Source organism: Albidovulum litorale, assembly GCF_025751495.1.
GTDB classification, from domain to species: domain Bacteria; phylum Pseudomonadota; class Alphaproteobacteria; order Rhodobacterales; family Rhodobacteraceae; genus Albidovulum; species Albidovulum litorale.
On the sequence record NZ_JAOWKZ010000003.1, the window covers coordinates 185,772 to 207,383 of the forward strand.

Sequence of the window (21,612 nt, forward strand, 5' to 3'; positions counted from 1 at the left end):
TCCCAATTTGGTGCTGGCCTTCATTCGTGAGCTAAGAGTTCGCGCTGGCCAAGACGTCGTCGCGGTGAACCGGCCTGCGCGCCACTTCAGTCTTCGCCTTTTCCGCGGCGCGGGCTACGGATGCAGCTATTTCATCTTCCGGGGGTGCTTCCCAGCCATGGGCTGTGTCGATGAAGCCATTATGTTCAAGAGCAGCCGCCAGTCTAAGATGGTCCAGTTCACCCCAGCTAAGATGATTGGACTCGGTCTGGAGCACATCCAGCCAATGCGCTGCCAGCACGTCTATCACGGCCGGATCACGCCCGATCATCGCGCGAATTTGCGCGGTGATCGCGTCGTGGCCACCGTTCGAGCGCCGAAGGATGAAGCCGATTCTTTGCGAAGGGTCCGCCATCATCCCGGCGATATGAAACGCCGAGCTGTCAACTCCGATGATGTGAGTAGCCGACTTGTAGTACCTGAATTGCTCCAAGAGGGGCATCTTCTCGGGGTGCATGATCGTATAGCCGTGTGCGGCCATATTGCGTTCAAGTGCTGCTTCCGCAATGACCCCACCACGCCCGTTGAACTTCGTGCGCGACACGTAGATCTTGCGCTTTTCGTCGTCGGGAATTCGTTGCCTGATCCGCCGCATCGCGGCCCGAAACTCGGGCGTGCCCGAAGCGATCTTGCCAAGGCCAAATCCCTGTCCTGGGACAAGAAGCTCCTCAAACTGGGTCGGTTCGCGCGCGATCGTGATGTCGGTTTCGAGACCGAGGAGGTCCCAGAATTCTTTCTGGTATTGCGCAAAGTCTTTTAGATCCTTGTGTTTGGGCACGAAGACGACGCTGTCTATTCCCTCTCGGTCAAAGGCCCAGCATCGTGACATTGTTTCGACCATGAAGTGGCCGAAATGCCCGTAATACATGCCGCCCCACATGTGGCGTCCACTAACTTTGCGCGCGGGCTCAGGGGGTGGCGATTGAATATCACGCGTCATGCGCATCCCGCTGCGCCACGTCGCGGCATGCGCACAATCGCCATCTTCCGAGACGACGCCACACACCGGCTGCCACGTCATTTTTTCTGGCGGCACCACCGTCGCGTTTTTCACCGTGACGACCTCGCGTGACCACCCTCCGTCGGGCAAGGGTTCAGGCATACCTACTCCTGCTCTTTGTTTTGGCCAGTTCTTAGACAAACGTGTCCGCTAGCGCAACCAAAGTCGCCAGAATCTCATGCACCCGACCGGGACCAACATTACTGTTGACATCTAAATCTCAAATCTTCAGCGGATAGAAAGTCTAAACAAAATAGGGGATGTGTCCCCGCACCAATCGGGTTCGTTTATCAAGCCCGTATGTACCAGTCGAATAAAAAACCTTGGAATATTTTCAAGTAGAGACGTTTTCTTAGCGATGCTGCGGTAGGTAGACTCGTCCGGGACATAATCAGCATGTGTTCCTCCTGACCTCCGGCCCAGAATCCGATTGATCACTTGGAACAGGTTGCTAAACCTGTCGCCATGTTCAGAATGCTTGCAGCCCGGTTCCTTTACCTGTGCCTTGCTTTGATGGTCACGGCACAGTCTGCTTTGCCAGTGGCAGAGACGCAGGGATTACCTTGCCAAGCCAACGGAACGACAATGGCATCTGGCTACATGCCCACCCCCTGCCCGCCAAGCGGTCAGGTATGTGGGGGTAACGGCTGCCTGAGCCATGTGTTCGTCCTGTCGACCCCCTGTTCGCGTGTGAGGCCAGCAGTCGGATATTACACCCTTAAGTCGGGCGACGGTCCGGCGGAGCTTCTCCCCTTTCGAATAACCAACAGTCTCTTGCGTCCTCCGAACGTGTGACTGAGGCCATCCGGGTATCCGGATGCAACACGGTCACGCAACGGGGTCGGATACGAAACGTAGGGCCCTTCCAAACGTCCGAGGACACCATGAACAAAATAGTACTTGCCGCCATTGCTCTCTCCGCACTTCTCGTAGCCGGATATGTCGCTATACCCTTGGGTCAGAAATCCAGTCCTGACGCGCAAGCCACGGCCACCCGCCCTTCATCTGCGCCGGTAGGAGCACCGATGGTCGAGGTCAAGACGGTTGAACTTTCAGGCGATGAAGTTCTTGGCGAAACCGCCTTCAACGCCAAATGCGCCGAATGTCACGGGGAGACCGGGGCAGGCCGGAACGGCATGGCGCCGCCCCTGATCCACAAGATCTATGAGCCCGGCCATCACGGCGATCAGTCATTTCTAATTGCCACTCAGATTGGGGTGCGCGCCCATCATTGGCCCTTTGGGGACATGCCCCCGATCGACGGGCTCACGGTGTCTGATGTGGCCAATATCGTGGCCTATATCCGTGCGCTGCAACGTGCGAACGGGATCGAGTGACCCGAATGAAAACGGGGGGCGTTCCGCCCCCCGCCCCCCCCTGAGGGTATTTCAGCAATGAAGAAGCTCAGGCCGGAAAGACCTCGCCGCCCTTGCGGGCCGAGACTTCCAGAAGCCCCATGACGTAACCCGCGACCGAGCGGAAGGAGACGAGCGTGAATTCGTCCGCGCCCGATTTCCAGAAGGCGGCGGCGACCTGCGCCGCGCGGGTGCGGCGTATTTCGCCTTCGGCCAGCGTTTCGAAATCGACCGGGCAGAGCTTCATCAGCGCTTCAGACGCCTTCGCACCTTTCACCGTGAAGACCGACCGCGCGTCCGACACATCGGCGACGAGATGATGTTCGCCCGCGAGCGCTTTCTCCAGCGCCTCTACCGTGGCGACGGCCTCTTCATAGGGGACGAGGATCAGAAGTTCGTCCGGCGACATCCAGGCCGCGCCCTTGTCACCGTTCAGTTCGATCCGGCGCGCGGCGGGCACGGCGGTACCGGTCGCGGCTTTCACGGCCTTCTTCATCTTTGCCGAGGCGAGATCTCCGCGCAGGGTGATCATGCCACGCAAACCGGCCTCTGCCACATCGACGAAACCTGAGTGAGAAACGCCACCCAAAGCGCTGACAGCCTTAGACATTCTGTTTCTCCCCTTCCTTGTCGTAGAAGACCGGATCAACGATCCGCGCCTTGACCACCTTGCCATCGTCGACGGGGAAGTCGATGACCTCGCCCATCCGGTCCGGCCCGTGTTTCACCAGCCCCATGGCGATGCCCTTGTCGAGCGTCGGCGAGTAGTAGGTGGAGGTGACGCGGCCCTGCACATTGCGCTGGCCATTGGCGTTGTGCCCTTCGGCGACCGCATAGGCGCCATCGGGGATCACACCGCCGTCGAGCGTCTCAAGGCCGACGAGCTTCCAGCGCTCGGCGCTTGCCATGAAGGACCGTTCCTGCGCGCGTTTGCCAAGGTAGTCCTCTTTCTTCTTCGAGATAGCCCACTGAAGATTCAGGTCCTGCGGGATCACCGTGCCGTCGGTTTCATCGCCGATCATGATGAAGCCCTTCTCGGCCCGCATGATGTGCATCGCCTCGGTGCCATAGGGCATCACGCCGAATTCCTCGCCCGCCGCGATCAACGCGTCCCAGAAGGCGCGGCCTTCCGAGGCCGGAACCGCGACCTCGAAGCTGAGTTCACCGGAGAAGGAAATCCGGTGCACCCGCGCGCGGAAGCCGCCAAGCGTGCCCTCGCGCCATTCCATGAAGGGCAGCGCCGCTTTCGTCAGCTCCATGCCGCCAAGCTTTTCCAGAAGTTTCCGGGCGTTGGGGCCGGCAATCGCCACCTGGGCATATTGTTCCGTCACGTTGGCGGTATAGACCTTCCAGTCCCACCATTCGCATTGCAGCCAGTCTTCCATCCAGCCATGGATGCGGTCGGCGCCGCCCGTGGTGGTGTGGCAGAGCCAGGTATCCTCGGTCAGGCGCACGACGACGCCGTCGTCCGACAGGAAGCCGTTTTCGTTGCACATCAGGCCATAGCGGCATTTTCCAACGGGCAGGGTCGACATCATGTTGGTGTAGAGCATGTCGAGGAACTTGCCCGCGTCCGGCCCCTTCACGAGGATCTTGCCGAGAGTCGAGGCATCGAGAAGACCCACGGAGTTCCGCACCTGACGGATTTCGCGGTTGACCGCGTCATGGACGCCCTCGCCCGTGCGCAGGAAGCAATAGGGGCGGCGCCAGTGGCCGACCGGTTCCCAATGCGCGCCATGCGTTTCATGCCATTCATGCATCGGCGTCTTGCGCAGAGGCTGGAAGATCTCGCCCCGCGCCTCGCCGGCGATGGCGCCCATCGAGATCGGCGTATAGGGCGGGCGGAAGGTGGTGGTGCCGGTGGCGGGAATGGCCTGATTGAGCGAATCCGAGAGGATAGCCAGACCGTTGATGTTGCTGATCTTGCCCTGATCGGTCGCCATGCCGAGCGTGGTGTAGCGCTTGGCGTGTTCGACGCTCTCGTAACCTTCACGCGCCGCAAGCTGCACGTCAGAGACCTTCACGTCGTTCTGCGGGTCGAGCCACATCTTGAAGCGGAGCGCGGGGCCCGCGCCCTGCGGCATGATCCAGACCGGCATGATCGGCGCCTCGGTCGCGCAGACGGCGCCCGGGGCCGCGCCCTTGCCGCCCACGGCCTTGTGGGCGTCGGCAAGCACGTCCGCAGAGGACAGGTGGCCGTTGGCCGAGCCGATGGCCGTCACCATCGCCTCACCATCCGCGCCGGTGGCCGGGCGGTTCGGGTCGGGACGGAACATGGCCTGTTTCTCGTCCCAGTTCAGCTTGCCGCCGCAATGGGACCAGAGATGCACGACCGGCGACCAGCCGCCCGACATCGCGACCGCGTCGCAGGGAATGGTTTCCAGTTCCGCGCCCTCGCCCGCCTGCAGGCAGACCGAGACACCGGTCACGCGCTTGCCGCCCTTGACCTTCGCGATGCCCTTGCCTTCCAGCACCTTGACGCCACGCGCGCGCACGGCCTCGGGCAGATCGCCCTTCGCCTCGGGCCGCGCGTCGACGACCGCGGGCACCGAAAGCCCTGCGTCCAGAAGCGCCAGCGCCGTGCGGTAGGCGTCGTCGTTGTTGGTGACGATCACGGTGCGGTCGCCGGGGCTGACGGCCCAGTTGACGACATAGTCGCGCACGGCCGAGGCCAGCATCACGCCCGGAATATCGTTGCCCGCGAAGCTCAGGGGACGTTCGATCGCGCCCGTCGCGGTGACGATGTGACCGGCGCGCATGCGCCACAGGCGATGGCGCGGACGGCCGTCGCCCGGCGTGTGGTCGGCGATGCGTTCGTACATCAGCAGATAGCCGTGGTCATAGAGACCGGAGGCCATCGTGCGGCTGCGAAGCGTGACATTCTCCATGCCTTCAAGGGCTTCGAGGGTTTCCTTCACCCAGGCGTCGGCGTCCTGACCTTCGATCTGCACACCGTCCACGACGGCGCGGCCACCCCAATGGGCGGTCTGTTCGATCAGCCAGACGCGCTTGCCTTGCTTGCCTGCGGCCAGAGCGGCGGCCAGACCGGCGATGCCGCCACCGACGATCACCAGATCGGCGAAGGCATAGGCATATTCATAGCGGTCCTCGTCGCGGGCATGCGGCACTTTGCCAAGGCCCGCCGACTGGCGGATGACGGGCTCAAAAACGTGTTTCCACGCGAAGCGCGGGAACATGAAGGTCTTGTAGTAGAAGCCCGCGGGCAGGAATCGATAGAACTTGTCGTTGACCGCGCCCACGTCGAATTCAAGGCTCGGCCAGTGGTTCTGGCTGGACGTAACTGCGCCATCGAACAGCTCGGTCGTGGTGGTGCGCTGGTTCGGTTCGAACCGTCCGCCCTCACCCAGACCCACCAGCGCATTCGGCTCCTCGGCCCCCGAGGACATGATCCCGCGCGGGCGGTGGTATTTGAACGAGCGACCGACCAGCATCTGGTCGGCACCAAGAAGTGCGGAGGCCAGCGTATCGCCCGCATAGCCTTGCATCTTCTTGCCGTTGAAGGTGAAGGACATCGACCTTGACCGGTCGATCAGGCGGCCGCCTTTCTGAAGACGCGTGCTCATTTGTAGCCCTCCCAGTTCGGGCGCTTCTGTTTGATCTTCGCCTGAAGGTCCGCAGGCGGTTCCTTGGTCTGCGCGGGGTACGTGCCGAAAACCTCCAGCGTCGCAGTGCAACGCGCGGCGAGGAACCACTTGCCGCAGCCATAGGCATGGCGCCAGCGCTCAAAGTGCACGCCCTTGGGGTTCTTGCGGCTGAACATGTAGCCGTCGAATTCCTCGTCGGTCGAGCCCGGCCCGTAGCGCTTCAGATGCGCCTCGCCACCGGCCTGCAACTCGGTCTCATCGGCCTTCACGCCGCAACAGGGGCATTCAAGGATCAGCATGTCGTAGTCCTTTCGGAAGCCGGCCGGGGGCTCTGCCCCCGGACCCCCGGGATATTTGTGCCAAATGGAAGGAACATCAGTGCGCCACCCCGGCAGCGACGCTTTCGTCGATGAACTTGCCTTCGCGGAAGCGGTACATGGAGAATTCCTCGGCCAAGGGCGAGGAGCCTCGCGCCATCAGTTCCGCCATGGCCCAGCCCGAGCCCGGGATCGCCTTAAAGCCGCCCGTGCCCCAGCCGCAGTTGACGAAGATGCCGTCCACGGGCGTCTTCGAGATCAGCGGTGAACGGTCGCCGGTCATGTCGACGATCCCGCCCCATTGCCGCAGGTTTTTCAGGCGGCTGATCATCGGGAAGGTCTCAACGAGCGCCCGTACGGTTTCCTCGATATGATGGAAGCTGCCGCGCTGGGTGTAGTTGTTGAACCCGTCGGTGCCGCCGCCGATCACCATCTCGCCCTTGTCGGACTGCGACATGTAGCCGTGGACCGTGTTGGCCATCACCACGACATCCATGCAGGGCTTGATCGGCTCTGACACCAGCGCCTGAAGCGCGAGGCTTTCAATCGGCAGGCGGAAGCCCGCCATTTCGGCCAGCACCGAGGAATGGCCAGCGACGACCATGCCGAGCTTGTCGCAGTCGATGGCGCCCTTGGTGGTGTCGATGCCGACAACCTTGCCACCCTCGGTCCGCACGCCCGTCACTTCGCATTGCTGGATCACGTCCATGCCCATCTGCGAACAGGCGCGGGCATAGCCCCAGGCCACGGCATCGTGCCGCGCGGTGCCGCCGCGGGCCTGATAAAGAGCGCCGAGGATCGGGTAGCGGGGGCCTTCGATATTGATGATCGGCACCAGTTCCTTGACCCGCTGCGGCGAGATCCATTCGGTCGCCACACCTTGCAGGTTGTTGGCATAGACGGTGCGCTTGTAGCCGCGCACCTCATGCTCGGTCTGGCCCAGCATCAGAAGGCCGCGCGGCGAGAACATGACGTTGTAGTTCAGGTCCTGCGACATCGTCTCGTAGAGCGAGCGCGCCTTTTCGTAGATCGCGGCCGAGGGGTCCTGCAGGTAGTTCGAGCGGATGATGGTGGTGTTCCGGCCGGTGTTGCCGCCGCCGAGCCAGCCCTTCTCGATGATCGCGACATTGGTGATGCCGTAATTCTTGCCGAGGTAATAGGCCGAGGCGAGCCCATGGCCGCCGGCGCCGATGATGATCACGTCATATTTCTTCTTCGGGGCGGGCGAGCCCCAGGCGCGTTCCCAGCCGAGATGATAGTTCATCGCCTCACGTGCGACGGCAAAAGCCGAATAGCGTTTGAACCCCATGCGAATCCCCTTTCCGGCGTGGTTACACCTTTGGGCGGCTTGATGGATCGGCGGAACAAATGCAACGCTCGTCCAAGCGTCGCATTTCAGCAAAATACGACATTCCGGTCGCTCTGCGGCATCGCGCCCCGCCCTTGCTGGGGTCTTTGCCCTTTCGTACGGGGGCCGAAGAGCTTAGATGAAGCCAAACACGGGAGGCTTGATGCTTTTCTGGATCATTTCGCTGGCCCTTGCCGCCATCCTGTCGGCGACGCTCATCCGCGCCTATTTCCGGGCGGGCGGGACTGCGGGCAATGCTGACTTGCAGGTCTATCGCGATCAACTGGCCGAGATCGACCGGGATGCCGCACGTGGAGTGATCGACGAAAGCGAGGCCGAGCGGACGCGGATCGAGATTTCCCGGCGCATTCTGGAAGCTGACCGGGCAAGCGGAGCGGCGGAAACGGCGGGGCGTGGCAGCCTGCTTTTCCCGGCGATTCTGATTGGTGCTGCTGTCGCTGGAGCTGCCGGACTTTATCTCCGGCTCGGTGCGCCGGGTTATCCCGACCTGCCGATTTCTGAACGCATCGCGCGGGCTGAGGCATTTAAGTCGGACAGGCCGTCACAAGCCGAGGCCGAGTCGCAGACCACCCTGCCCCTCACACCGGAGCCTGATGCGGCCTATGCCGAGCTGATCGGCAAGCTGCGCATTGCCGTCGCCGACAATCCCGCCGACCCGACCGGTCAGCGTCTGCTGGCGCGGAACGAGGCGGGGCTGGGCAACTACGCGGCGGCAGCCGAGGCACAGCGCAAGCTAATCGAACTACTGGGGGCCGAGGCGACGGCGAGCGACTACGCGACGCTTGCCGATATCTACGTGCTGGCAACCGCCGGATATGTCTCGCCCGAAGCTGAAGCTGCGCTGAAGGCCGCGCTGGAGCGCGATCCGAAGAATGGCACAGCGCGGTTCTATACCGGGCTCATGTGGGCGCAGACCGGCCGGCCGGACCTCGCGTTCCGTTTCTGGCGACCCTTGCTGGAAGAGGGGCCGGAAGAGGCGCCATGGATCGCGCCTATCCGTTCACAGATCGACCTCGTCGCGCGGGCGGCCGGGGTCGATTACACGCCCCCCTCGGCTAAGGGACCGGATGCGGCTGATATCGCGGCAGCGTCCGAGATGAGCTCCGAGGACCGGCAGGCGATGATCCGAAACATGGTCGATGGGCTGGCAGACCGGCTGGCCACCGAAGGCGGTCCAGCAGAAGAGTGGGCACGGCTTATCTCCTCGCTTGTCGTGCTAGGCGAAGTCGAGCGGGCCAAGGCCATCTGGACCAATGCACAAGGCGTGTTTGCCGAACATCCAGAGGAGCTTGAGAAGGTTCGCGCGGCCGCGGTTCAGGCTGGGCTTGCCGAATGATCTGCGAGGCGATGGAGGATTTCGCCAGTGCCCTGCCCCGCGACCGGGCTTTGGCGGGACTCGACCTTGGCACCAAGACCATTGGCGTCGCCGTGTCGGACCGGCGGTTGTCAGTGGCGACGCCGCTTGAAACAATCAAACGGACGAAATTCACCGCCGATGCCAATGCGTTGCTCGCGATTTGCGCCAAACGCGAGATCGGCGGGCTGGTGCTGGGCCTGCCTCGCAACATGGACGGGACCGAAGGTCCACGCTGCCAGTCGACGCGCGCCTTCGCCCGCAATCTGGAGCGTCTGACCGATCTGCCGATCACCTATTGGGACGAACGCCTGTCGACCGTCGCCGCCGAACGCGCGCTTTTGGAGGCGGATACGACACGCAAGCGTCGCTCCGAGGTGATCGACCATGTCGCGGCGGGGTATATCCTGCAAGGGGCGCTCGACCGGATCGGGCATATGAGGCGGCAGGCATGAGCGACGAGGTCTGGAAGCGGCAGGAAGTGGACAGCCCCTGCATCAAGATCTGTACGATCCATCCGGCCGAACGGCTCTGCGTCGGCTGCCTGCGTTCGATCGACGAGATTGCCGGCTGGGGCAGGATGAGCCCCGAGGAACGCCGGGCGATCATGGCGGACCTGCCCTCCCGCGCACCGCGCCTGCGCCAGCGCAGGGGTGGACGTGCGGTGAGAATGTCAGCCAAGAACTAGCGTTGCTCCGTCACGCTTTTTGAACAGCCTCGAAGCCATGAACGCGCTCGGTTTCACTTTCGCTGAAATTGCCTCGCCAGACGATCTCGAAACCAGCTTCCTTCAAGAACCCGTAAAAGGTGCTTTCATTGATGACGGATTCGTGCATTTCGCCAATGATGACAGCGACGTCTTTGATCCGTTCACCGAGCCCCGAAAGCACCTCCATTTCGGCCCCCTCAACATCGAGTTTTAGGAGGTCGATGCGGTCGATTCCGTGCGCCTCAAGGTGATCAGCCAGTGTGATCAGCGGAACACGCTCGGTCATGGCACCGTCATTAAAGCCTTCTTTAAGTGAATGCATCGCCCCGAATTCGGCGATCTTCAGGTCGATCGACCCGGTTTCCGCGCCCAGAGCGCTCTTGAAGGCCAGCGTCCCCGGTATGCAGGCAAGGTTTTTCTCGAGAAGGTCAAAGTTCTCCCGCTCCGGTTCGAAAGCATGAAGAGAAAAGCCCGGATACCGCCCTAGCAACCAAAGCGCAGCAATGCCGACATTAGCACCGGCATCAACAATGAATGGTGAGGCGGTGACCTTCGAGCGCACGTGGTACTGTCGCTCAAACAGTATTTCGCCCAGAACGAAAATATCCTGCACCCGGATTGTGACCGGAAATACCTGGCCTGAGATGCGCAGGCGCAGCGAAACCTTATCGCTGTAGCGTTCGGGCTTGGACAGAGCTAGGTAGATTTCGAAAAGGGCGCGCCGGCTCGCACCGTCGGCAGCGGCACGAGTGATCAGGAAAAGAGCTTCACGCGCGCGATGAATTTTCTTTCCGATCATCATCGTACCTTCGATAGTGAATTGCCCGGCCCGAAGAAGTAACCGACGATTTCGCCCGCACCCCAAGCAATTGAAAACGCTACCTGATGTGGCAGTGATTTCATTAGCTTATCAACATGATAGTTCTTGGCGCGGATCCGCTTCATAGTCCTGATGAAGATCACCGGCGGCAGCGCGAAACCGAGGATACCCATCTTAATTCTCTGCGCCAGAGGCGCATCCGCGACCCGTGCACCAGCATAGCTGCGTGAATACAGGAAACGCTGAGAAAGATAGAGACTGAATGTGTAGTGCATCTTGTGCCCAACCACGATGTCGGGCCGCATAATCAATTCTATGCCCTTGGCCCGCATTGCATCGTGCAGCCGGTTTTCCCATTTGTGCTCGGCGAGCACGGTTGAAAAGCGCATCAGCACCTCGCGCCGGTAGATCACGTTATTTCCGGGGAGCCATGTCGATGGGCCTGCAGGCAAGGGGGGCAGAACCGAGGAGTATTCACAAAGGAACGCGGCCCAATCCATCAGTGTCTCGGTCGCAGCATTCTTGACCGCGCCGCCGACTACATCATGACCTTCTGCCAGCGCGTCAAGCATACGCCGCGCCCAGTCGTCGGGCACGATCACATGATCCTCGATTATCGCGACTGCCGGTGCCGTCGCGCGACCGATCGCCAGCGCTCGCATCTCGGGGATCGTAGCCACTGGCGGCACCCGGATCAGTACCACCTCGGGGTAGTCTCGCTCGACGGTCCAGCGCAGCCTTTCCCCAGTCCGGTCGATAACGATTATTTCAAGCTTCGCGTCTTTGTTCGCCTTCAGCGCATCAAGGCAGCCGATCAAATCGGATAAATCGTTGACGACCGGTATAATGACAGAAAGATCAAAGGGCATCTGGCTGAAAGGATCCTAACGAGGCAGAACGGCCTCTTACCCGCTTTACGTAGCAGAACCACTTCAACGTCACAATCTAAGGGGAAAGACTGTCCGCGTTGATGGCGCACCTAGAGCAATTGGAGAGATATTGTTTCGCTCGGCTCGCCTTTCAAAAATCCCGCCACCTTGCACAGCGTTTTAAGGCAAAAGCTAAAGGAAGACCTAGATGACACGTTTGAGCAGCTTCAGGGTCTTCGCGTGGAGCAGTTTCTCTCCCATAGCGTCGCAATTAGTGACATCGCAACGATCGCAGCCAAAAGATAAGCATGGACCATGCCAATAATTGGGGGAGCGCCTCAGACCGGCTCACGCCTCTGACGCCTGACCTGACCGCTACTGGTCTTTAACCGGCGTCAGCTATTGTCACCGAGAACCTGACCGGCGCTGATATTGCCGATATTCCCAAGAAGCTGACGCAGGAAGCTCAGGCCCTTGATATTGCTGTCCGTCACGCGACGAGACAAGACCACGGCCTGTCCGTCCTCCAGCCCGAAACGTTCGACATTCTCGACCGTGCCGCCTTCATCGAAGGTGATCGCGACGACCTGACGGTCCACTTCCTGCGGAGCCTTGCCACCGTAATGCCGGAACCGGCTGCCGACGTAATACCATGCACCGCCGGTCAGAAGTCCGGTTGACGATGGACGGCCCACGGCACGGGCCACCGTCTCTTGCGTCGATTCGCCGACCACGACTTTTTCGAGATCTTCATCACGCGGGACATAACCGTGGTTGCGGTATTGCGCCGAACATGCCGCTAAGACGACGAGCATAAGCATCGCCGCACCGCGCTTCATCCCGGAACCGAGCCTACCCATACCGCCCTCTTGCCTTACCGCCCCAAGCCTTTTATCCGGCTTACAACATGCCGGGGCCGTCCTTCAAGGACGAAGCCGCCCCCAAGGGCCTCGCCCCTGCCCGCGCAGAGGATCGCAAGATGACCGCTGACACAATCCCCTACTCGCATCCGCTCCGCGTCGCTGACCTGGCGACGCGCAAGCCGACACGCTTTGACCTGAAGCCGGACGCGACCACCTGCAACCAGATCGCAGCGTCTTTGGGCCTTCTGGCGCTGGACAAGCTGCGCTTTGCCGGAGAGATCCGGCCGCAGGGCGGGCGCGACTGGTTGCTGGAGGCGACGCTTGGGGCGACGGTGACGCAGGCCTGTGTTGTTACGCTTGCCCCTGTGACGAACCGGATCGAAGAAGACGTGACCCGGCACTACCTGGCCGACATGCCCGAGCCTGAGGGCGAGGAAGTCGAAATGCCGGAGGACGACAGCGTTGAGGCCCTTACCGATGTGATCGACCCCGGCGCAGTTCTGATTGAGGCGCTGGCGCTCTCGCTGCCACTTTATCCGCGAGCCGACGGCGCTGAACTGGGCACGGCCCGTTTCGCCGAACCCGGCGCCGAACCGCTGTCTGACGAAGCGCTGAAGCCCTTTGCCGGCCTTGCGGACTTGCTTAAAAAAGGCGATGACACTGCATGAGTGGCCGGGAAAACGACGCCGCCGGAAAAGCGCCAGAAAAGACTTGCGCCCGCGCGGAATCGCAGTATGTTCCCGGCCTCGCTTGAACGTTGGGTTCGCACCGGTCGCAATAAGGCTGCCACGTGTCGAAACCCCAGGAAAACCGGGGCCTTGCCCCAACTAACCCGAGGTTGAGACATGGCTGTCCCTCAGAACCGGACCACACGGTCCCGCCGCAACATGCGCCGCGCCCACGATGCTCTGGTCGCCGCAAACCCGAACGAATGCCCGAACTGTGGCGAACTGAAGCGCCCGCATCACGTCTGTGGCGCCTGCGGTCACTACGCTGATCGCGAAGTTGTCGCGCAGACCGCCGAGATCGACCTGGACGAAGACGCGGCGTAAGCCGGCTGTCTGACCGGTCCCCGGCATGACGTCAGAAAACGATCCCGCGCCCGAAGCCCCGAAATCCGGGACTTCGGGCCGTATCGTTATTTCGGTCGACGCCATGGGCGGCGATCAAGGGCCTGCTGCCGTTGTTGGCGGCATGGCTGACGCTGCCGACAAGAATCCCGAGATTGAGTTCATCCTTCATGGCCCCGAGACCCTGTTGCAGAGTCTCGTATCGGCGCGCCCGTCGCTGAGCGGTCGCTGCACCATACGTCACGCTGACGGTATCGTGACGATGGAGGACAAGCCCGGTCAGGTCATGCGCAACGGGCAGGACACCTCGATGTGGTCCGCCATCGAAAGTGTGCGGAACCACGAGGCAACCGTCGCCGTCAGCTGTGGCAATACCGGCGCCCTGATGGCCCTTTCGGTTATCCGGCTCCGGAAACTCCCCGGTGTCAATCGTCCCGCCATCGCCTGCCTCTGGCCCTCGCGCAATGCGGGCGGGTTCAACGTGATGTTGGATGTCGGCGCCGACATCAAGGCCGAGGCGCAGGACCTTCTTCAATACGCCCTGATGGGCGCTTCTTATGCCCGGAACGGGCTCGGGATCGAGCGGCCCCGGGTGGGCCTTCTGAACGTGGGGACCGAGGACCACAAGGGCGGGGCCGAGCTGAAGGCTGCGCAGGACCTTCTGATGGCTTCAACCGAAACCGGCCGCTTCGACTATGCCGGTTTTGTCGAGGGCAGCGACCTACCCTCCACCAAGGTCGATGTGATTGTCACCGACGGATTCACCGGCAATATCGCGCTGAAAACCGGGGAAGGCACTGCAAAGCTGGTCGGTGACTTCCTGAAAGAAGCGTTGAATGCTGGTCTCATGTCGCGCCTCGGCGCGCTACTGGCCATGGGATCGCTGAAGCAGCTTCGTCAACGCATTGATCCCCGCCGGGTCAATGGCGGAGTATTCCTCGGGCTGAACGGCACGGTGGTCAAATCGCACGGATCGGCGGATGCGACGGGTGTGTCGGCAGCACTGAAACTTGCATTCCGGCTGGCAAAGTCGGGCTATCAGGAAAGACTCGCCGCGCGGGTTGCCTCTGCCGCGCAGGCGGGGCAGGATGCCGCCGCGAAGGGTGAACAGGGCGGAAATTCCGAATGACAATTCGTGCGGTTGTGCGGGGGGTGGGGCACTATCTCCCCGAACGTGTAGTCCCGAATACATGGTTCGAGGACCGCGTCGACACGACCGACGAATGGATTCGCAGCCGCACCGGCATCGAGCGCCGTCACTTTGCGGCGGAAGGTGAAACGACATCCGATCTTGGCGCGAAGGCGGCCCAGGCTGCGCTGGCCGATGCAGGAATGACGGCTGAAGATGTCGACGCTGTGGTCGTCGCCACCTCGACCGCCGATCTGACCTTTCCCTCAGCCGCGACCATGGTTCAGGCCAAACTCGGTATGAAGCAGGGCTTCGCTTTCGACGTGCAGGCGGTCTGCGCCGGATTCGTCTATGCGCTGTCGAACGCCAATGCGCTGATCCTTGCGGGTCAGGCGAAGCGGGTGCTTGTCATCGGGGCCGAAACATTCAGCCGCATCCTCGACTTCGAAGATCGCGGCACCTGCGTTCTTTTCGGCGATGGTGCGGGGGCGGTTCTGCTGGAAGCGTCGACCGGCGGCGGCACCTCAGACGACCGCGGCATCCTCGCGACAGACCTGCACAGCGATGGCAGCTACAAGGACCTGCTCTATGTCGACGGTGGTGTCTCCACCACCGGCACAGCCGGGCATCTGCGCATGCAGGGCAATCAGGTGTTCCGCCATGCCGTTGAAAAACTTGCAGAAACTGCTCACACCGCGCTCGACAAGGCGGGGCTTTCCGGCGCCGATGTCGACTGGATCGTTCCGCATCAGGCCAACCTGCGCATCATCACAGCGACTGCACAGCGCATGCAGGTGCCGATGGAGCGTGTGGTCGTCACCGTACAGGATCATGGCAACACTTCGGCCGCATCGATTCCCCTCGCTTTGTCGGTCGGGAAAGAGCGTGGCCAGATCAAGGAAGGCGATCTGATCGTCACCGAGGCCATCGGCGGTGGTTTGAGCTGGGGTTCAGTCGTCCTGCGCTGGTAAATCTCCGCTTGAAAACCCCTTCCCAAGCCATTGATATTGACTTGGGTTTTTAAACCCCTCATCCTCGCCCAAACATTCAGGGGGACGAGATGAGCGACAAGACATTGACGCGTATGGACCTGAGCGAGGCGGTGTTCCGCGAAGTGGGCCTTTCCCGCAATGAATCCGCACAGTTGGTCGAAGGTGTGCTGCAGCACATGTCCGACGCGCTGGTGAACGGTGAGACGGTCAAGATCTCGTCCTTCGGCACCTTCTCGGTGCGCGACAAGGCGGCCCGTGTCGGCCGCAATCCCAAGACCGGTGACGAGGTGCCGATTCACCCGCGTCGGGTCCTGACCTTCCGGCCCTCGCATCTGATGAAAGATCGCGTCGCCGACGGCAACAAGGGCTGAGGCAGTCCGAGATGGAGAAATCGGCTGAGGCCTTCCGCACCATCAGCGAAGTCTCCGAGCTTCTCGACACGCCAGCCCATGTGCTGCGCTTCTGGGAAAGCCGATTCTCGCAGGTTCGGCCCGTAAAGCGCGCGGGCGGGCGGCGTTATTACCGACCAAACGACCTAGCGCTTCTGGGCGGGATCAAGAAACTCCTGCACGAAGATGGCCTGACGATCCGGGGTGTGCAGAAGATCCTCAAAGAACAGGGCGTCCGCCATGTCGCTGCCTTCTCGGCTGTCGATCTGACGGGCGCGGCGGAGGCGAAGGACCAGCCTGCGGCCGCCAGCGCGCATAAGGTCTGGCCGGAAACCGCGTCGCCTGATGCAGCGGCACCGGGCGACCGGCTTCTGCCCGATCCCGACGATACGCCAGAGGCGCCGATGCATGTCGATGCGCCGACGCTGCCCCTTGGCGACGGTGACAATGTGCTGCCGCTCGGGACCCAACCTCAGAAACACGACGAACGTCCCGTCAAGCGGGCTTCCGCGCCGCGCGATGCGCAGCCCGCGGCCGCAATGCTGAGGGCAATGGATGCGCTTAGGGCTGAGGAAAAGAAATCCGAACTCACATCGGTCTACTTCCGGCTCGTCAACCTCAAAGATCGCCTTCAGCGCAACCTACCCGCGTCACGCGGCTGAACCTGACCGTGCCCGCTGCATCCCGTTCCCCGGCCTTGCGTTTTGTCGCTTGCCCCCGCCCCCGCAATCATCCTATACACCGCCCCGTCGGGCCGTGGCGCAGCCTGGTTAGCGCGTCCGTCTGGGGGGCGGAAGGTCGCGAGTTCGAATCTCGCCGGCCCGACCATCACCGAAACGCCCACCCCCTTACCGGGGTGGGCGTTCGCATATCGGGAGGGGCCAGATGACGGGAACCGGAGTGCTCGCCGACAGCGCCATCCGCGCCATGGTGGAGGCCGGTCAGATCGTGGCCGACGCGCCTGTTCTTGACGCCCAGATCCAGCCTGCGAGCCTTGATCTTAGACTTGGTACAACCGCCTACCGGGTCCGCGCCTCTTTCCTTGCGGGTAAGGGGCGAACGGTTGAAGACCGGCTGACAGAGTTTGAGATGCACCGGATCGACCTGCGCCCCGGGGCTGTGCTTGAAAAGGGCTGCGTCTATGTCGTGCCCCTGATGGAAAGCCTTGTACTGCCGGAGGGTATGACTGGTGCTGCCAGCGCGAAATCCTCCATCGGCAGGCTCGACCTGCTGACACGGATCATCACCGATCACGGGACCGAATTCGACCGGGTGCAGGCGGGCTATCAAGGCCGCCTTTATGTCGAAATCTGCCCGCAAAGCTTTTCCGTCATCGCCACGGCCGGGCAGATGCTGAACCAGATCATCTTCCGGTGCGGCCATACGCTGATCGACGACGATGCACTCAGGGCGATCCATGCGAAAACGCCGATCGTCTCGGGGCAGGCCGTGATTTCCGGTGGTCTCGGCTTCTCGGTGGACCTGAAGCCTGAGACAGGCAATCTCGTCGGCTACCGTGCCAAACCCCATACCGGCGTCATCGACCTTTCAAAACTCGGCCATTACGATCCGGCTGAGTTCTGGGAAGAGGTCCGAACCGATACCGGCTGGATCATCCTCGACCCCGGCGCCTTCTACATTCTCGTCAGCCGCGAGGCGATCGCGATCCCGCCAGACTGCGCGGCTGAAATGGCGCCCTATCTGGCGATGGTGGGCGAGTTCCGCGTGCACTACGCGGGTTTCTTCGATCCCGGATTCGGCTGGGCCGAGGCAGGCGGCGCGGGGTCACGCGGTGTGCTGGAAGTCCGCTGTCACGAGGCGCCCTTCGTGCTGGAGCACGGTCAGGTCGTTGGGCGGCTGGTTTATGAGCGCATGGCGAGCGTCCCGGAACGGGTCTATGGCGCGGGGATCGCCTCCAACTATCAGGGTCAGGGGCTGAAACTGTCAAAGCACTTCCGCAGCCGCTGACACGTCTTTTCCGGTAAACACCCAAAAAAATTCAACTTTCTTGGGAATAGTCTTCAAAGATTTTTCCGCCCTTCGCAGCCGTTCAGATCAACGCCCCAGCCTTCGGGTGATCTTCGCCGCCTGCCGGGCACGTTTTGCCAAAGCGCGGGCGTCCTGCGCCTGCTTCCTGTCCTCGGCGGTCATCTTGTTCTTCGGCTTACCCTTGCGCGCGACCGTATCGATGCCCTTGTTGATTCCTAGATTGATCAGCCGCCGGGTAACGATGTTGACGATCGTATTGATCAGCCGTTGGGCATCCATCCTGTTACCTCAATCCTCGAAAAGTTCGCTCTGACCGACCTGATCCTCGGCCTCCGCATCTTCCTCAGAGAGGTTCGCCGCCCCCGGCAAGGGCCGGTTATCGAGCAGACCGGCGGCACGGAGTTCCTTCAGCCCCGGCAGGTCGCGTGCGGATTCGAGCCCGAAATGATCGAGAAATTCCTGCGTCACAACGTAGGTCACGGGGCGTCCTGGAGTCATCCGGCGGCGGCCGAAGCGGATCCATTCCATTTCCAGAAGCTGATCGACCGTGCCCCGGCTGACCGCAACGCCCCTGATCTCTTCGATCTCTGCCCGTGTACAGGGCTGATGATAGGCGATGATCGCCAGCGTCTCGATGGCAGCACGGCTGAGTTTCCGGGTCTCGGTCGTTTCCTTCTGCATCAGGAAACCAAGATCGGGCGCGGTGCGCATCGCCCAGGCATCCCCGACCTTCACGACCCGCACACCCCTGCCCTCATACCGCTTTCTCAGATGCACCAATGCTTCAGCCGGATCGGCGCCATGCGGCATCCGCGCCTCCAGTTCTGCCACCGTCACCGGGTCGGCCGAAGCAAAGAGGATCGCCTCGACCATCCGCTCCTGCTCGGCCATGGGCGGCGCTTCGAAGAGGCTCTTTTCCGGGGCGCTGGTCTCGGTCACGTGGGCTTCCGTCTTATGGCAATCGGGGCGAATGTATCGGCCTGTTTCAACTCGATATGCCCCTGTTTGGCAAGTTCCAGCGAGGCAGCGAAGGTCGAGGCAGTGGCGGAGCGTCGCCTTGACGGGTCGGCTGTCCAACCCTCTGGCAGATAGACCGAAATATCGGTCCAGTCGCCGGCAAAGCCGATAAGGCCGCGCATCCGTTCCAGCGCCTGTTCCATGGTAAAGACATGGTCGCGGTCAAAGGCGTAGGGGCGGAATTCATCATGGGTTCGGGTGCGGGCATAAGCCTGCATCAGGTCGAGGAGCGTCGCGGTATAGGTGATCTTGCGCACGCGTGTCACATCCTCGGGGATGCCGCGCACGAAGAAATCGCGCCCCTTCTGATCGCGCCCCATCAGCCGCGCCGCCGCTTCGCGCATGGCCTGAAGCCGCTCAAGCTGGAAGGCCAGATGCGCCGCCAGTTCCTCGCCCGACGGGCCTTCATCCGACGGGTCCGGCGGCAGCAACAGCCGCGATTTCAGAAAGGCGAGCCAAGCGGCCATGACCAGGTAATCGGCCGCGAGTTCGATCCGGAGCGCCTTGGCCTTTTCGACAAAGCCCAGATATTGCTCGGCAAGCTTCAGGACCGAGATCTTGCGCAGGTCGACCTTCTGTGTCCGCGAGAGCATCAGAAGAAGGTCGAGCGGCCCCTCGAACCCCTCGACATCGACGATCAGCGCCTCGGCGGCCAGCCGCTCGGTGACGCTTGTCGTATCTTCCTCGAATTCCTGGCCCTCAGCCATCCGCCTGTCCCTTCAGAAGCGCCTCAAATTCGGCCTCCAGAAGGGCGGTGTCAATGGCGTCGGGCGTGATCCGGGCGGCAAGTGCTGCCTCGGCGCGCCGGGATGCCGCATCGCTCATGCGTCCTGCGGCCCCGACAACCGCCTCGGCCTCTTCCCTGATACCCTTGCAGTAAAGCGCAATATCGCAGCCGGCCGCGATCCCGGCGGCGGCGCGGTCGGGAAGTGTGCCAGACAGCGCCTCCATTGACAGATCATCTGTCATCAGCAGACCGTCAAAGCCGATCCGTTCGCGGATCAGCCGCACGGCGGCCGGAGAGGCCGTGGCGGGCCGATCGGGATTGACCGCGTCGAAGACGATATGGGCAGTCATCGCCATCGGCAGGTCGGTAAGGGCCGAGAACGGCGCGAAGTCGGTCGCGTCGAGCTCGTCGAGTGGCGCGGTCACGCGCGGCAGGTGCAGGTGGCTGTCAACCACCGCGCGTCCATGACCGGGCAGATGCTTCACGACCGGCAGGACACCACCCGCCAGAAGGCCGTCGGCTGTAGCCCGTGCCGCCAGGGTCACCGTTGCTGGGTCGGACCCGAAGCAGCGGTTGCGCAGAAAGGGATGGGTGTCGGCCCCGGCAATATCGGCGGTTGGGGCGCAGTTGGCGTCGATACCCACATCGCGAAGCTCTGCCGCGATCAGCCGATAGCGCAGCCAGACCGCGCGGGCATGATCGCCGGGCGCAGTGTGCGCCATCTGGTCGAGCGGCGGCAGATACTCACGCCAGTGTGGCGCGCGCAGGCGCTGGACCCTCCCGCCCTCCTGATCGACAAGCACCGGCGCATCCCGGCCGACTGCGGTACGCAAGTCACCGGTCAGACGGCGAAGCTGATCGGGCGTCTCGACATTGCGGGCGAAGAGGATGAACCCCCACGGGTCTGCGTCACGATAGAAAGCCGCCTCGTCGGCATTCAGTACGGGACCGGAGGGGCCGAGGATCGTGGCCGAAGCCCCTGAAGTCATCAGCGCACCGCTGTGGGCACGCATTCGGCGTTTTCGGCCTTGAGGGCGGCGCAGAACCGGCGTGCATCCTCGACATCGGTAAAACCTTCAGCGCGCAGCCTATAAAAGACTTCGCCGCCGCTTTCTGTTTGTTCGATGACACGGCGCTTGCCGTCCATCAGGGCCCCGAACCGGGTTGCCGCCTTATCCCATTCCAGCCGGGCGGTGGCCTCATCGGGATAAGAGCCGATATGGGCAAGCTGCGTTCCTTCGGCAAGCGCCGCGGCGGTGACGTCCTCGGTCACCGGCTGGGCGAAGGCAGCGGCGACCGCCGCAGCGGCGGCTTCGGCCATCACGTCGCGTTCACCGCCGAACGAGGCAGGGCGCGGCAGGGGTCTCAGCGATGTAGATACACCGGGAATGCTGGCGGGAATGACATCCGGAGCAACGAAGGCGGTCTGCGTCTCGTCAGTTCCGGGAAGGCCGGCAACCGGTTCGACCGGTCCGTCCGGCAGGGGCGCAGTTAGTTGCTGCGCCGTGAAGTCCGGGGCGGGAAGGACAGTGCCGGGCTCCTGCGAGAGTGCTGCGGCAGTACCCTCGGTGGACGCAAGCGCACCCATCGGCTGGTCGGCCGCATCCAACTCGTCCGAGCGCGGCGCAAGTGTCAGCCGGTCGGCTGCATCGCCCGCCGTACCGTCCGCGGCGATCTCATTCACCGCCATGCCCTGATGAAGTGCCAGTTCGCCCCCGGGATTATCGGGTGCGATCCGCGCGGGTCCTTCGAGGGCCTGGATGACCGGAATACCGCGCACGTCGCGTACGGCGAGTTTGTAAGCCCAGACGCCCAACCCGACAATTAGCGCGGCCGAAGTGATCGCCCCCGCCGTATTGACAAGTTTCTGCGCCCGGACGCCACGTCCCGCACCCCTGACCGGTGGGTGCCGGTCATAGGCTTCGAATTCGTCGAAATCCCAATCCGCCATGCTCTGCCTCGCTCGTCCCGGACCTCTCGGGGTCCGGCTCTTGCCTGC

The 21,612-nt window shown here is 62.4% G+C and carries 24 protein-coding genes and 1 tRNA gene; 12 read left to right on the plus strand and 13 right to left on the minus strand.

Annotated features, from left to right (window positions below):
- Positions 1 to 31: 31 nt before the first annotated feature.
- Positions 32 to 1,141, minus strand: a complete 1,110-nt coding sequence (locus OEZ71_RS11730) for a glycosyltransferase family 61 protein (RefSeq protein ID WP_263740183.1) — start codon at positions 1,139 to 1,141, stop codon at positions 32 to 34.
- Positions 1,142 to 1,923: 782 nt separating this feature from the next.
- On the opposite strand from OEZ71_RS11730, the gene OEZ71_RS11735 reads away from it, so the two are divergent.
- Positions 1,924 to 2,376: a c-type cytochrome gene (locus OEZ71_RS11735; RefSeq protein ID WP_263740184.1), complete on the plus strand. Its 453-nt coding sequence runs from the start codon at positions 1,924 to 1,926 to the stop codon at positions 2,374 to 2,376.
- A 67-nt stretch (positions 2,377 to 2,443) separates the two neighbouring features.
- Here OEZ71_RS11735 and OEZ71_RS11740 read toward each other — a convergent pair whose 3' ends face one another.
- The 4 genes from OEZ71_RS11740 to OEZ71_RS11755 all read right to left on the minus strand — a co-directional run bounded on the left by OEZ71_RS11740 (position 2,444) and on the right by OEZ71_RS11755 (position 7,625).
- Positions 2,444 to 3,004 carry a sarcosine oxidase subunit gamma gene (locus OEZ71_RS11740; RefSeq protein WP_263740185.1) on the minus strand — a complete coding sequence of 187 codons (561 nt, stop codon included), beginning with the start codon at positions 3,002 to 3,004 and terminating at the stop codon, positions 2,444 to 2,446.
- On the minus strand, positions 2,997 to 5,978 hold the full coding sequence (locus OEZ71_RS11745) for a sarcosine oxidase subunit alpha family protein (RefSeq protein WP_263740186.1): 2,982 nt from the start codon (positions 5,976 to 5,978) through the stop codon (positions 2,997 to 2,999). The genes OEZ71_RS11740 and OEZ71_RS11745 overlap by 8 nt, the downstream gene beginning before the upstream one ends.
- Entirely contained in the window at positions 5,975 to 6,298 is a 324-nt protein-coding gene (locus OEZ71_RS11750; RefSeq protein ID WP_263740187.1) for a sarcosine oxidase subunit delta, read from the minus strand. Before OEZ71_RS11750 ends, OEZ71_RS11745 begins: the two co-directional genes overlap by 4 nt.
- A 76-nt stretch (positions 6,299 to 6,374) precedes the next feature.
- Entirely contained in the window at positions 6,375 to 7,625 is a 1,251-nt protein-coding gene (locus OEZ71_RS11755) for a sarcosine oxidase subunit beta family protein (RefSeq protein WP_263740188.1), read from the minus strand.
- Positions 7,626 to 7,827: 202 nt separating this feature from the next.
- On the opposite strand from OEZ71_RS11755, the gene ccmI reads away from it, so the two are divergent.
- The 3 genes from ccmI to OEZ71_RS11770 are packed head-to-tail and all read left to right on the plus strand — an operon-like array spanning position 7,828 to position 9,727.
- A complete protein-coding gene (gene ccmI / locus OEZ71_RS11760; RefSeq protein WP_263740189.1) occupies positions 7,828 to 9,021 on the plus strand; it encodes a c-type cytochrome biogenesis protein CcmI in 1,194 nt (397 codons plus the stop codon).
- A complete protein-coding gene (ruvX, locus tag OEZ71_RS11765) occupies positions 9,018 to 9,494 on the plus strand; it encodes a Holliday junction resolvase RuvX (RefSeq protein ID WP_263740190.1) in 477 nt (158 codons plus the stop codon). The genes ccmI and ruvX overlap by 4 nt, the downstream gene beginning before the upstream one ends.
- On the plus strand, positions 9,491 to 9,727 hold the full coding sequence (locus OEZ71_RS11770; protein ID WP_263740191.1) for a DUF1289 domain-containing protein: 237 nt from the start codon (positions 9,491 to 9,493) through the stop codon (positions 9,725 to 9,727). The genes ruvX and OEZ71_RS11770 overlap by 4 nt, the downstream gene beginning before the upstream one ends.
- 10 nt (positions 9,728 to 9,737) lie before the next feature.
- On the opposite strand, the gene OEZ71_RS11775 is transcribed toward OEZ71_RS11770, so the two are convergent.
- The 3 genes from OEZ71_RS11775 to OEZ71_RS11785 form a co-directional block, all read right to left on the minus strand.
- Positions 9,738 to 10,547: an FkbM family methyltransferase gene (locus OEZ71_RS11775; protein WP_263740192.1), complete on the minus strand. Its 810-nt coding sequence runs from the start codon at positions 10,545 to 10,547 to the stop codon at positions 9,738 to 9,740.
- Positions 10,547 to 11,437, minus strand: coding sequence for a glycosyltransferase family 2 protein (locus OEZ71_RS11780; RefSeq protein WP_263740193.1), 891 nt, complete (start codon positions 11,435 to 11,437; stop codon positions 10,547 to 10,549). The genes OEZ71_RS11775 and OEZ71_RS11780 overlap by 1 nt, the downstream gene beginning before the upstream one ends.
- A 395-nt stretch (positions 11,438 to 11,832) precedes the next feature.
- Positions 11,833 to 12,297: an outer membrane protein assembly factor BamE gene (locus OEZ71_RS11785; protein WP_263740194.1), complete on the minus strand. Its 465-nt coding sequence runs from the start codon at positions 12,295 to 12,297 to the stop codon at positions 11,833 to 11,835.
- Positions 12,298 to 12,416: 119 nt separating this feature from the next.
- On the opposite strand from OEZ71_RS11785, the gene OEZ71_RS11790 reads away from it, so the two are divergent.
- The 8 genes from OEZ71_RS11790 to OEZ71_RS11825 all read left to right on the plus strand — a co-directional run bounded on the left by OEZ71_RS11790 (position 12,417) and on the right by OEZ71_RS11825 (position 17,848).
- Positions 12,417 to 12,968 carry a YceD family protein gene (locus tag OEZ71_RS11790; RefSeq protein WP_263740852.1) on the plus strand — a complete coding sequence of 184 codons (552 nt, stop codon included), beginning with the start codon at positions 12,417 to 12,419 and terminating at the stop codon, positions 12,966 to 12,968.
- 177 nt (positions 12,969 to 13,145) lie between these two features.
- Positions 13,146 to 13,352, plus strand: a complete 207-nt coding sequence (gene rpmF / locus OEZ71_RS11795; protein ID WP_263740195.1) for a 50S ribosomal protein L32 — start codon at positions 13,146 to 13,148, stop codon at positions 13,350 to 13,352.
- 25 nt (positions 13,353 to 13,377) lie between these two features.
- Positions 13,378 to 14,499, plus strand: a complete 1,122-nt coding sequence (gene plsX / locus OEZ71_RS11800; RefSeq protein ID WP_263740196.1) for a phosphate acyltransferase PlsX — start codon at positions 13,378 to 13,380, stop codon at positions 14,497 to 14,499.
- Positions 14,496 to 15,470, plus strand: coding sequence for a beta-ketoacyl-ACP synthase III (locus tag OEZ71_RS11805; RefSeq protein WP_263740197.1), 975 nt, complete (start codon positions 14,496 to 14,498; stop codon positions 15,468 to 15,470). The genes plsX and OEZ71_RS11805 overlap by 4 nt, the downstream gene beginning before the upstream one ends.
- An 89-nt stretch (positions 15,471 to 15,559) precedes the next feature.
- Entirely contained in the window at positions 15,560 to 15,862 is a 303-nt protein-coding gene (gene ihfA / locus OEZ71_RS11810) for an integration host factor subunit alpha (protein ID WP_263740198.1), read from the plus strand.
- A gap of 11 nt (positions 15,863 to 15,873) precedes the next feature.
- Complete coding sequence (locus OEZ71_RS11815; protein WP_263740199.1) at positions 15,874 to 16,542, plus strand: MerR family transcriptional regulator; 669 nt, start codon at positions 15,874 to 15,876, stop codon at positions 16,540 to 16,542.
- A gap of 88 nt (positions 16,543 to 16,630) precedes the next feature.
- Positions 16,631 to 16,708, plus strand: a tRNA-Pro gene (locus tag OEZ71_RS11820).
- A gap of 57 nt (positions 16,709 to 16,765) precedes the next feature.
- Positions 16,766 to 17,848 carry a 2'-deoxycytidine 5'-triphosphate deaminase gene (locus OEZ71_RS11825; protein ID WP_263740200.1) on the plus strand — a complete coding sequence of 361 codons (1,083 nt, stop codon included), beginning with the start codon at positions 16,766 to 16,768 and terminating at the stop codon, positions 17,846 to 17,848.
- Between the two features lie 87 nt (positions 17,849 to 17,935).
- On the opposite strand, the gene OEZ71_RS11830 is transcribed toward OEZ71_RS11825, so the two are convergent.
- Genes OEZ71_RS11830 through OEZ71_RS11850 form a run of 5 tightly spaced genes read right to left on the minus strand, consistent with a single transcriptional unit; the run spans position 17,936 to position 21,564 of the window.
- On the minus strand, positions 17,936 to 18,148 hold the full coding sequence (locus OEZ71_RS11830) for a hypothetical protein (RefSeq protein ID WP_263740201.1): 213 nt from the start codon (positions 18,146 to 18,148) through the stop codon (positions 17,936 to 17,938).
- Positions 18,149 to 18,157: 9 nt separating this feature from the next.
- Positions 18,158 to 18,760, minus strand: a complete 603-nt coding sequence (gene scpB / locus OEZ71_RS11835; RefSeq protein WP_263740853.1) for an SMC-Scp complex subunit ScpB — start codon at positions 18,758 to 18,760, stop codon at positions 18,158 to 18,160.
- Between the two features lie 44 nt (positions 18,761 to 18,804).
- Complete coding sequence (locus OEZ71_RS11840; RefSeq protein ID WP_263740202.1) at positions 18,805 to 19,593, minus strand: segregation and condensation protein A; 789 nt, start codon at positions 19,591 to 19,593, stop codon at positions 18,805 to 18,807.
- Positions 19,586 to 20,626 (minus strand): glycoside hydrolase family 3 N-terminal domain-containing protein, encoded by a 1,041-nt coding sequence (locus OEZ71_RS11845; RefSeq protein ID WP_263740203.1) that lies wholly within the window; start codon positions 20,624 to 20,626, stop codon positions 19,586 to 19,588. The genes OEZ71_RS11840 and OEZ71_RS11845 overlap by 8 nt, the downstream gene beginning before the upstream one ends.
- Positions 20,602 to 21,564, minus strand: a complete 963-nt coding sequence (locus OEZ71_RS11850; protein ID WP_263740204.1) for an SPOR domain-containing protein — start codon at positions 21,562 to 21,564, stop codon at positions 20,602 to 20,604. Before OEZ71_RS11850 ends, OEZ71_RS11845 begins: the two co-directional genes overlap by 25 nt.
- Positions 21,565 to 21,612 lie beyond the last annotated feature (48 nt).

Bases quoted from the DNA above. Each gene is read 5' to 3' on its own strand.
- OEZ71_RS11730 (WP_263740183.1), bottom strand. From the start codon at position 1,141: ATGCCTGAACCCTTGCCCGACGGAGGGTGGTCACGCGAGGTCGTCACG.
- OEZ71_RS11735 (WP_263740184.1), top strand. From the start codon at position 1,924: ATGAACAAAATAGTACTTGCCGCCATTGCTCTCTCCGCACTTCTCGTA.
- OEZ71_RS11740 (WP_263740185.1), bottom strand. From the start codon at position 3,004: ATGTCTAAGGCTGTCAGCGCTTTGGGTGGCGTTTCTCACTCAGGTTTC.
- OEZ71_RS11745 (WP_263740186.1), bottom strand. From the start codon at position 5,978: ATGAGCACGCGTCTTCAGAAAGGCGGCCGCCTGATCGACCGGTCAAGG.
- OEZ71_RS11750 (WP_263740187.1), bottom strand. From the start codon at position 6,298: ATGCTGATCCTTGAATGCCCCTGTTGCGGCGTGAAGGCCGATGAGACC.
- OEZ71_RS11755 (WP_263740188.1), bottom strand. From the start codon at position 7,625: ATGGGGTTCAAACGCTATTCGGCTTTTGCCGTCGCACGTGAGGCGATG.
- ccmI (WP_263740189.1), top strand. From the start codon at position 7,828: ATGCTTTTCTGGATCATTTCGCTGGCCCTTGCCGCCATCCTGTCGGCG.
- ruvX (WP_263740190.1), top strand. From the start codon at position 9,018: ATGATCTGCGAGGCGATGGAGGATTTCGCCAGTGCCCTGCCCCGCGAC.
- OEZ71_RS11770 (WP_263740191.1), top strand. From the start codon at position 9,491: ATGAGCGACGAGGTCTGGAAGCGGCAGGAAGTGGACAGCCCCTGCATC.
- OEZ71_RS11775 (WP_263740192.1), bottom strand. From the start codon at position 10,547: ATGATCGGAAAGAAAATTCATCGCGCGCGTGAAGCTCTTTTCCTGATC.
- OEZ71_RS11780 (WP_263740193.1), bottom strand. From the start codon at position 11,437: ATGCCCTTTGATCTTTCTGTCATTATACCGGTCGTCAACGATTTATCC.
- OEZ71_RS11785 (WP_263740194.1), bottom strand. From the start codon at position 12,297: ATGGGTAGGCTCGGTTCCGGGATGAAGCGCGGTGCGGCGATGCTTATG.
- OEZ71_RS11790 (WP_263740852.1), top strand. From the start codon at position 12,417: ATGACCGCTGACACAATCCCCTACTCGCATCCGCTCCGCGTCGCTGAC.
- rpmF (WP_263740195.1), top strand. From the start codon at position 13,146: ATGGCTGTCCCTCAGAACCGGACCACACGGTCCCGCCGCAACATGCGC.
- plsX (WP_263740196.1), top strand. From the start codon at position 13,378: ATGACGTCAGAAAACGATCCCGCGCCCGAAGCCCCGAAATCCGGGACT.
- OEZ71_RS11805 (WP_263740197.1), top strand. From the start codon at position 14,496: ATGACAATTCGTGCGGTTGTGCGGGGGGTGGGGCACTATCTCCCCGAA.
- ihfA (WP_263740198.1), top strand. From the start codon at position 15,560: ATGAGCGACAAGACATTGACGCGTATGGACCTGAGCGAGGCGGTGTTC.
- OEZ71_RS11815 (WP_263740199.1), top strand. From the start codon at position 15,874: ATGGAGAAATCGGCTGAGGCCTTCCGCACCATCAGCGAAGTCTCCGAG.
- OEZ71_RS11825 (WP_263740200.1), top strand. From the start codon at position 16,766: ATGACGGGAACCGGAGTGCTCGCCGACAGCGCCATCCGCGCCATGGTG.
- OEZ71_RS11830 (WP_263740201.1), bottom strand. From the start codon at position 18,148: ATGGATGCCCAACGGCTGATCAATACGATCGTCAACATCGTTACCCGG.
- scpB (WP_263740853.1), bottom strand. From the start codon at position 18,760: ATGGCCGAGCAGGAGCGGATGGTCGAGGCGATCCTCTTTGCTTCGGCC.
- OEZ71_RS11840 (WP_263740202.1), bottom strand. From the start codon at position 19,593: ATGGCTGAGGGCCAGGAATTCGAGGAAGATACGACAAGCGTCACCGAG.
- OEZ71_RS11845 (WP_263740203.1), bottom strand. From the start codon at position 20,626: ATGCGTGCCCACAGCGGTGCGCTGATGACTTCAGGGGCTTCGGCCACG.
- OEZ71_RS11850 (WP_263740204.1), bottom strand. From the start codon at position 21,564: ATGGCGGATTGGGATTTCGACGAATTCGAAGCCTATGACCGGCACCCA.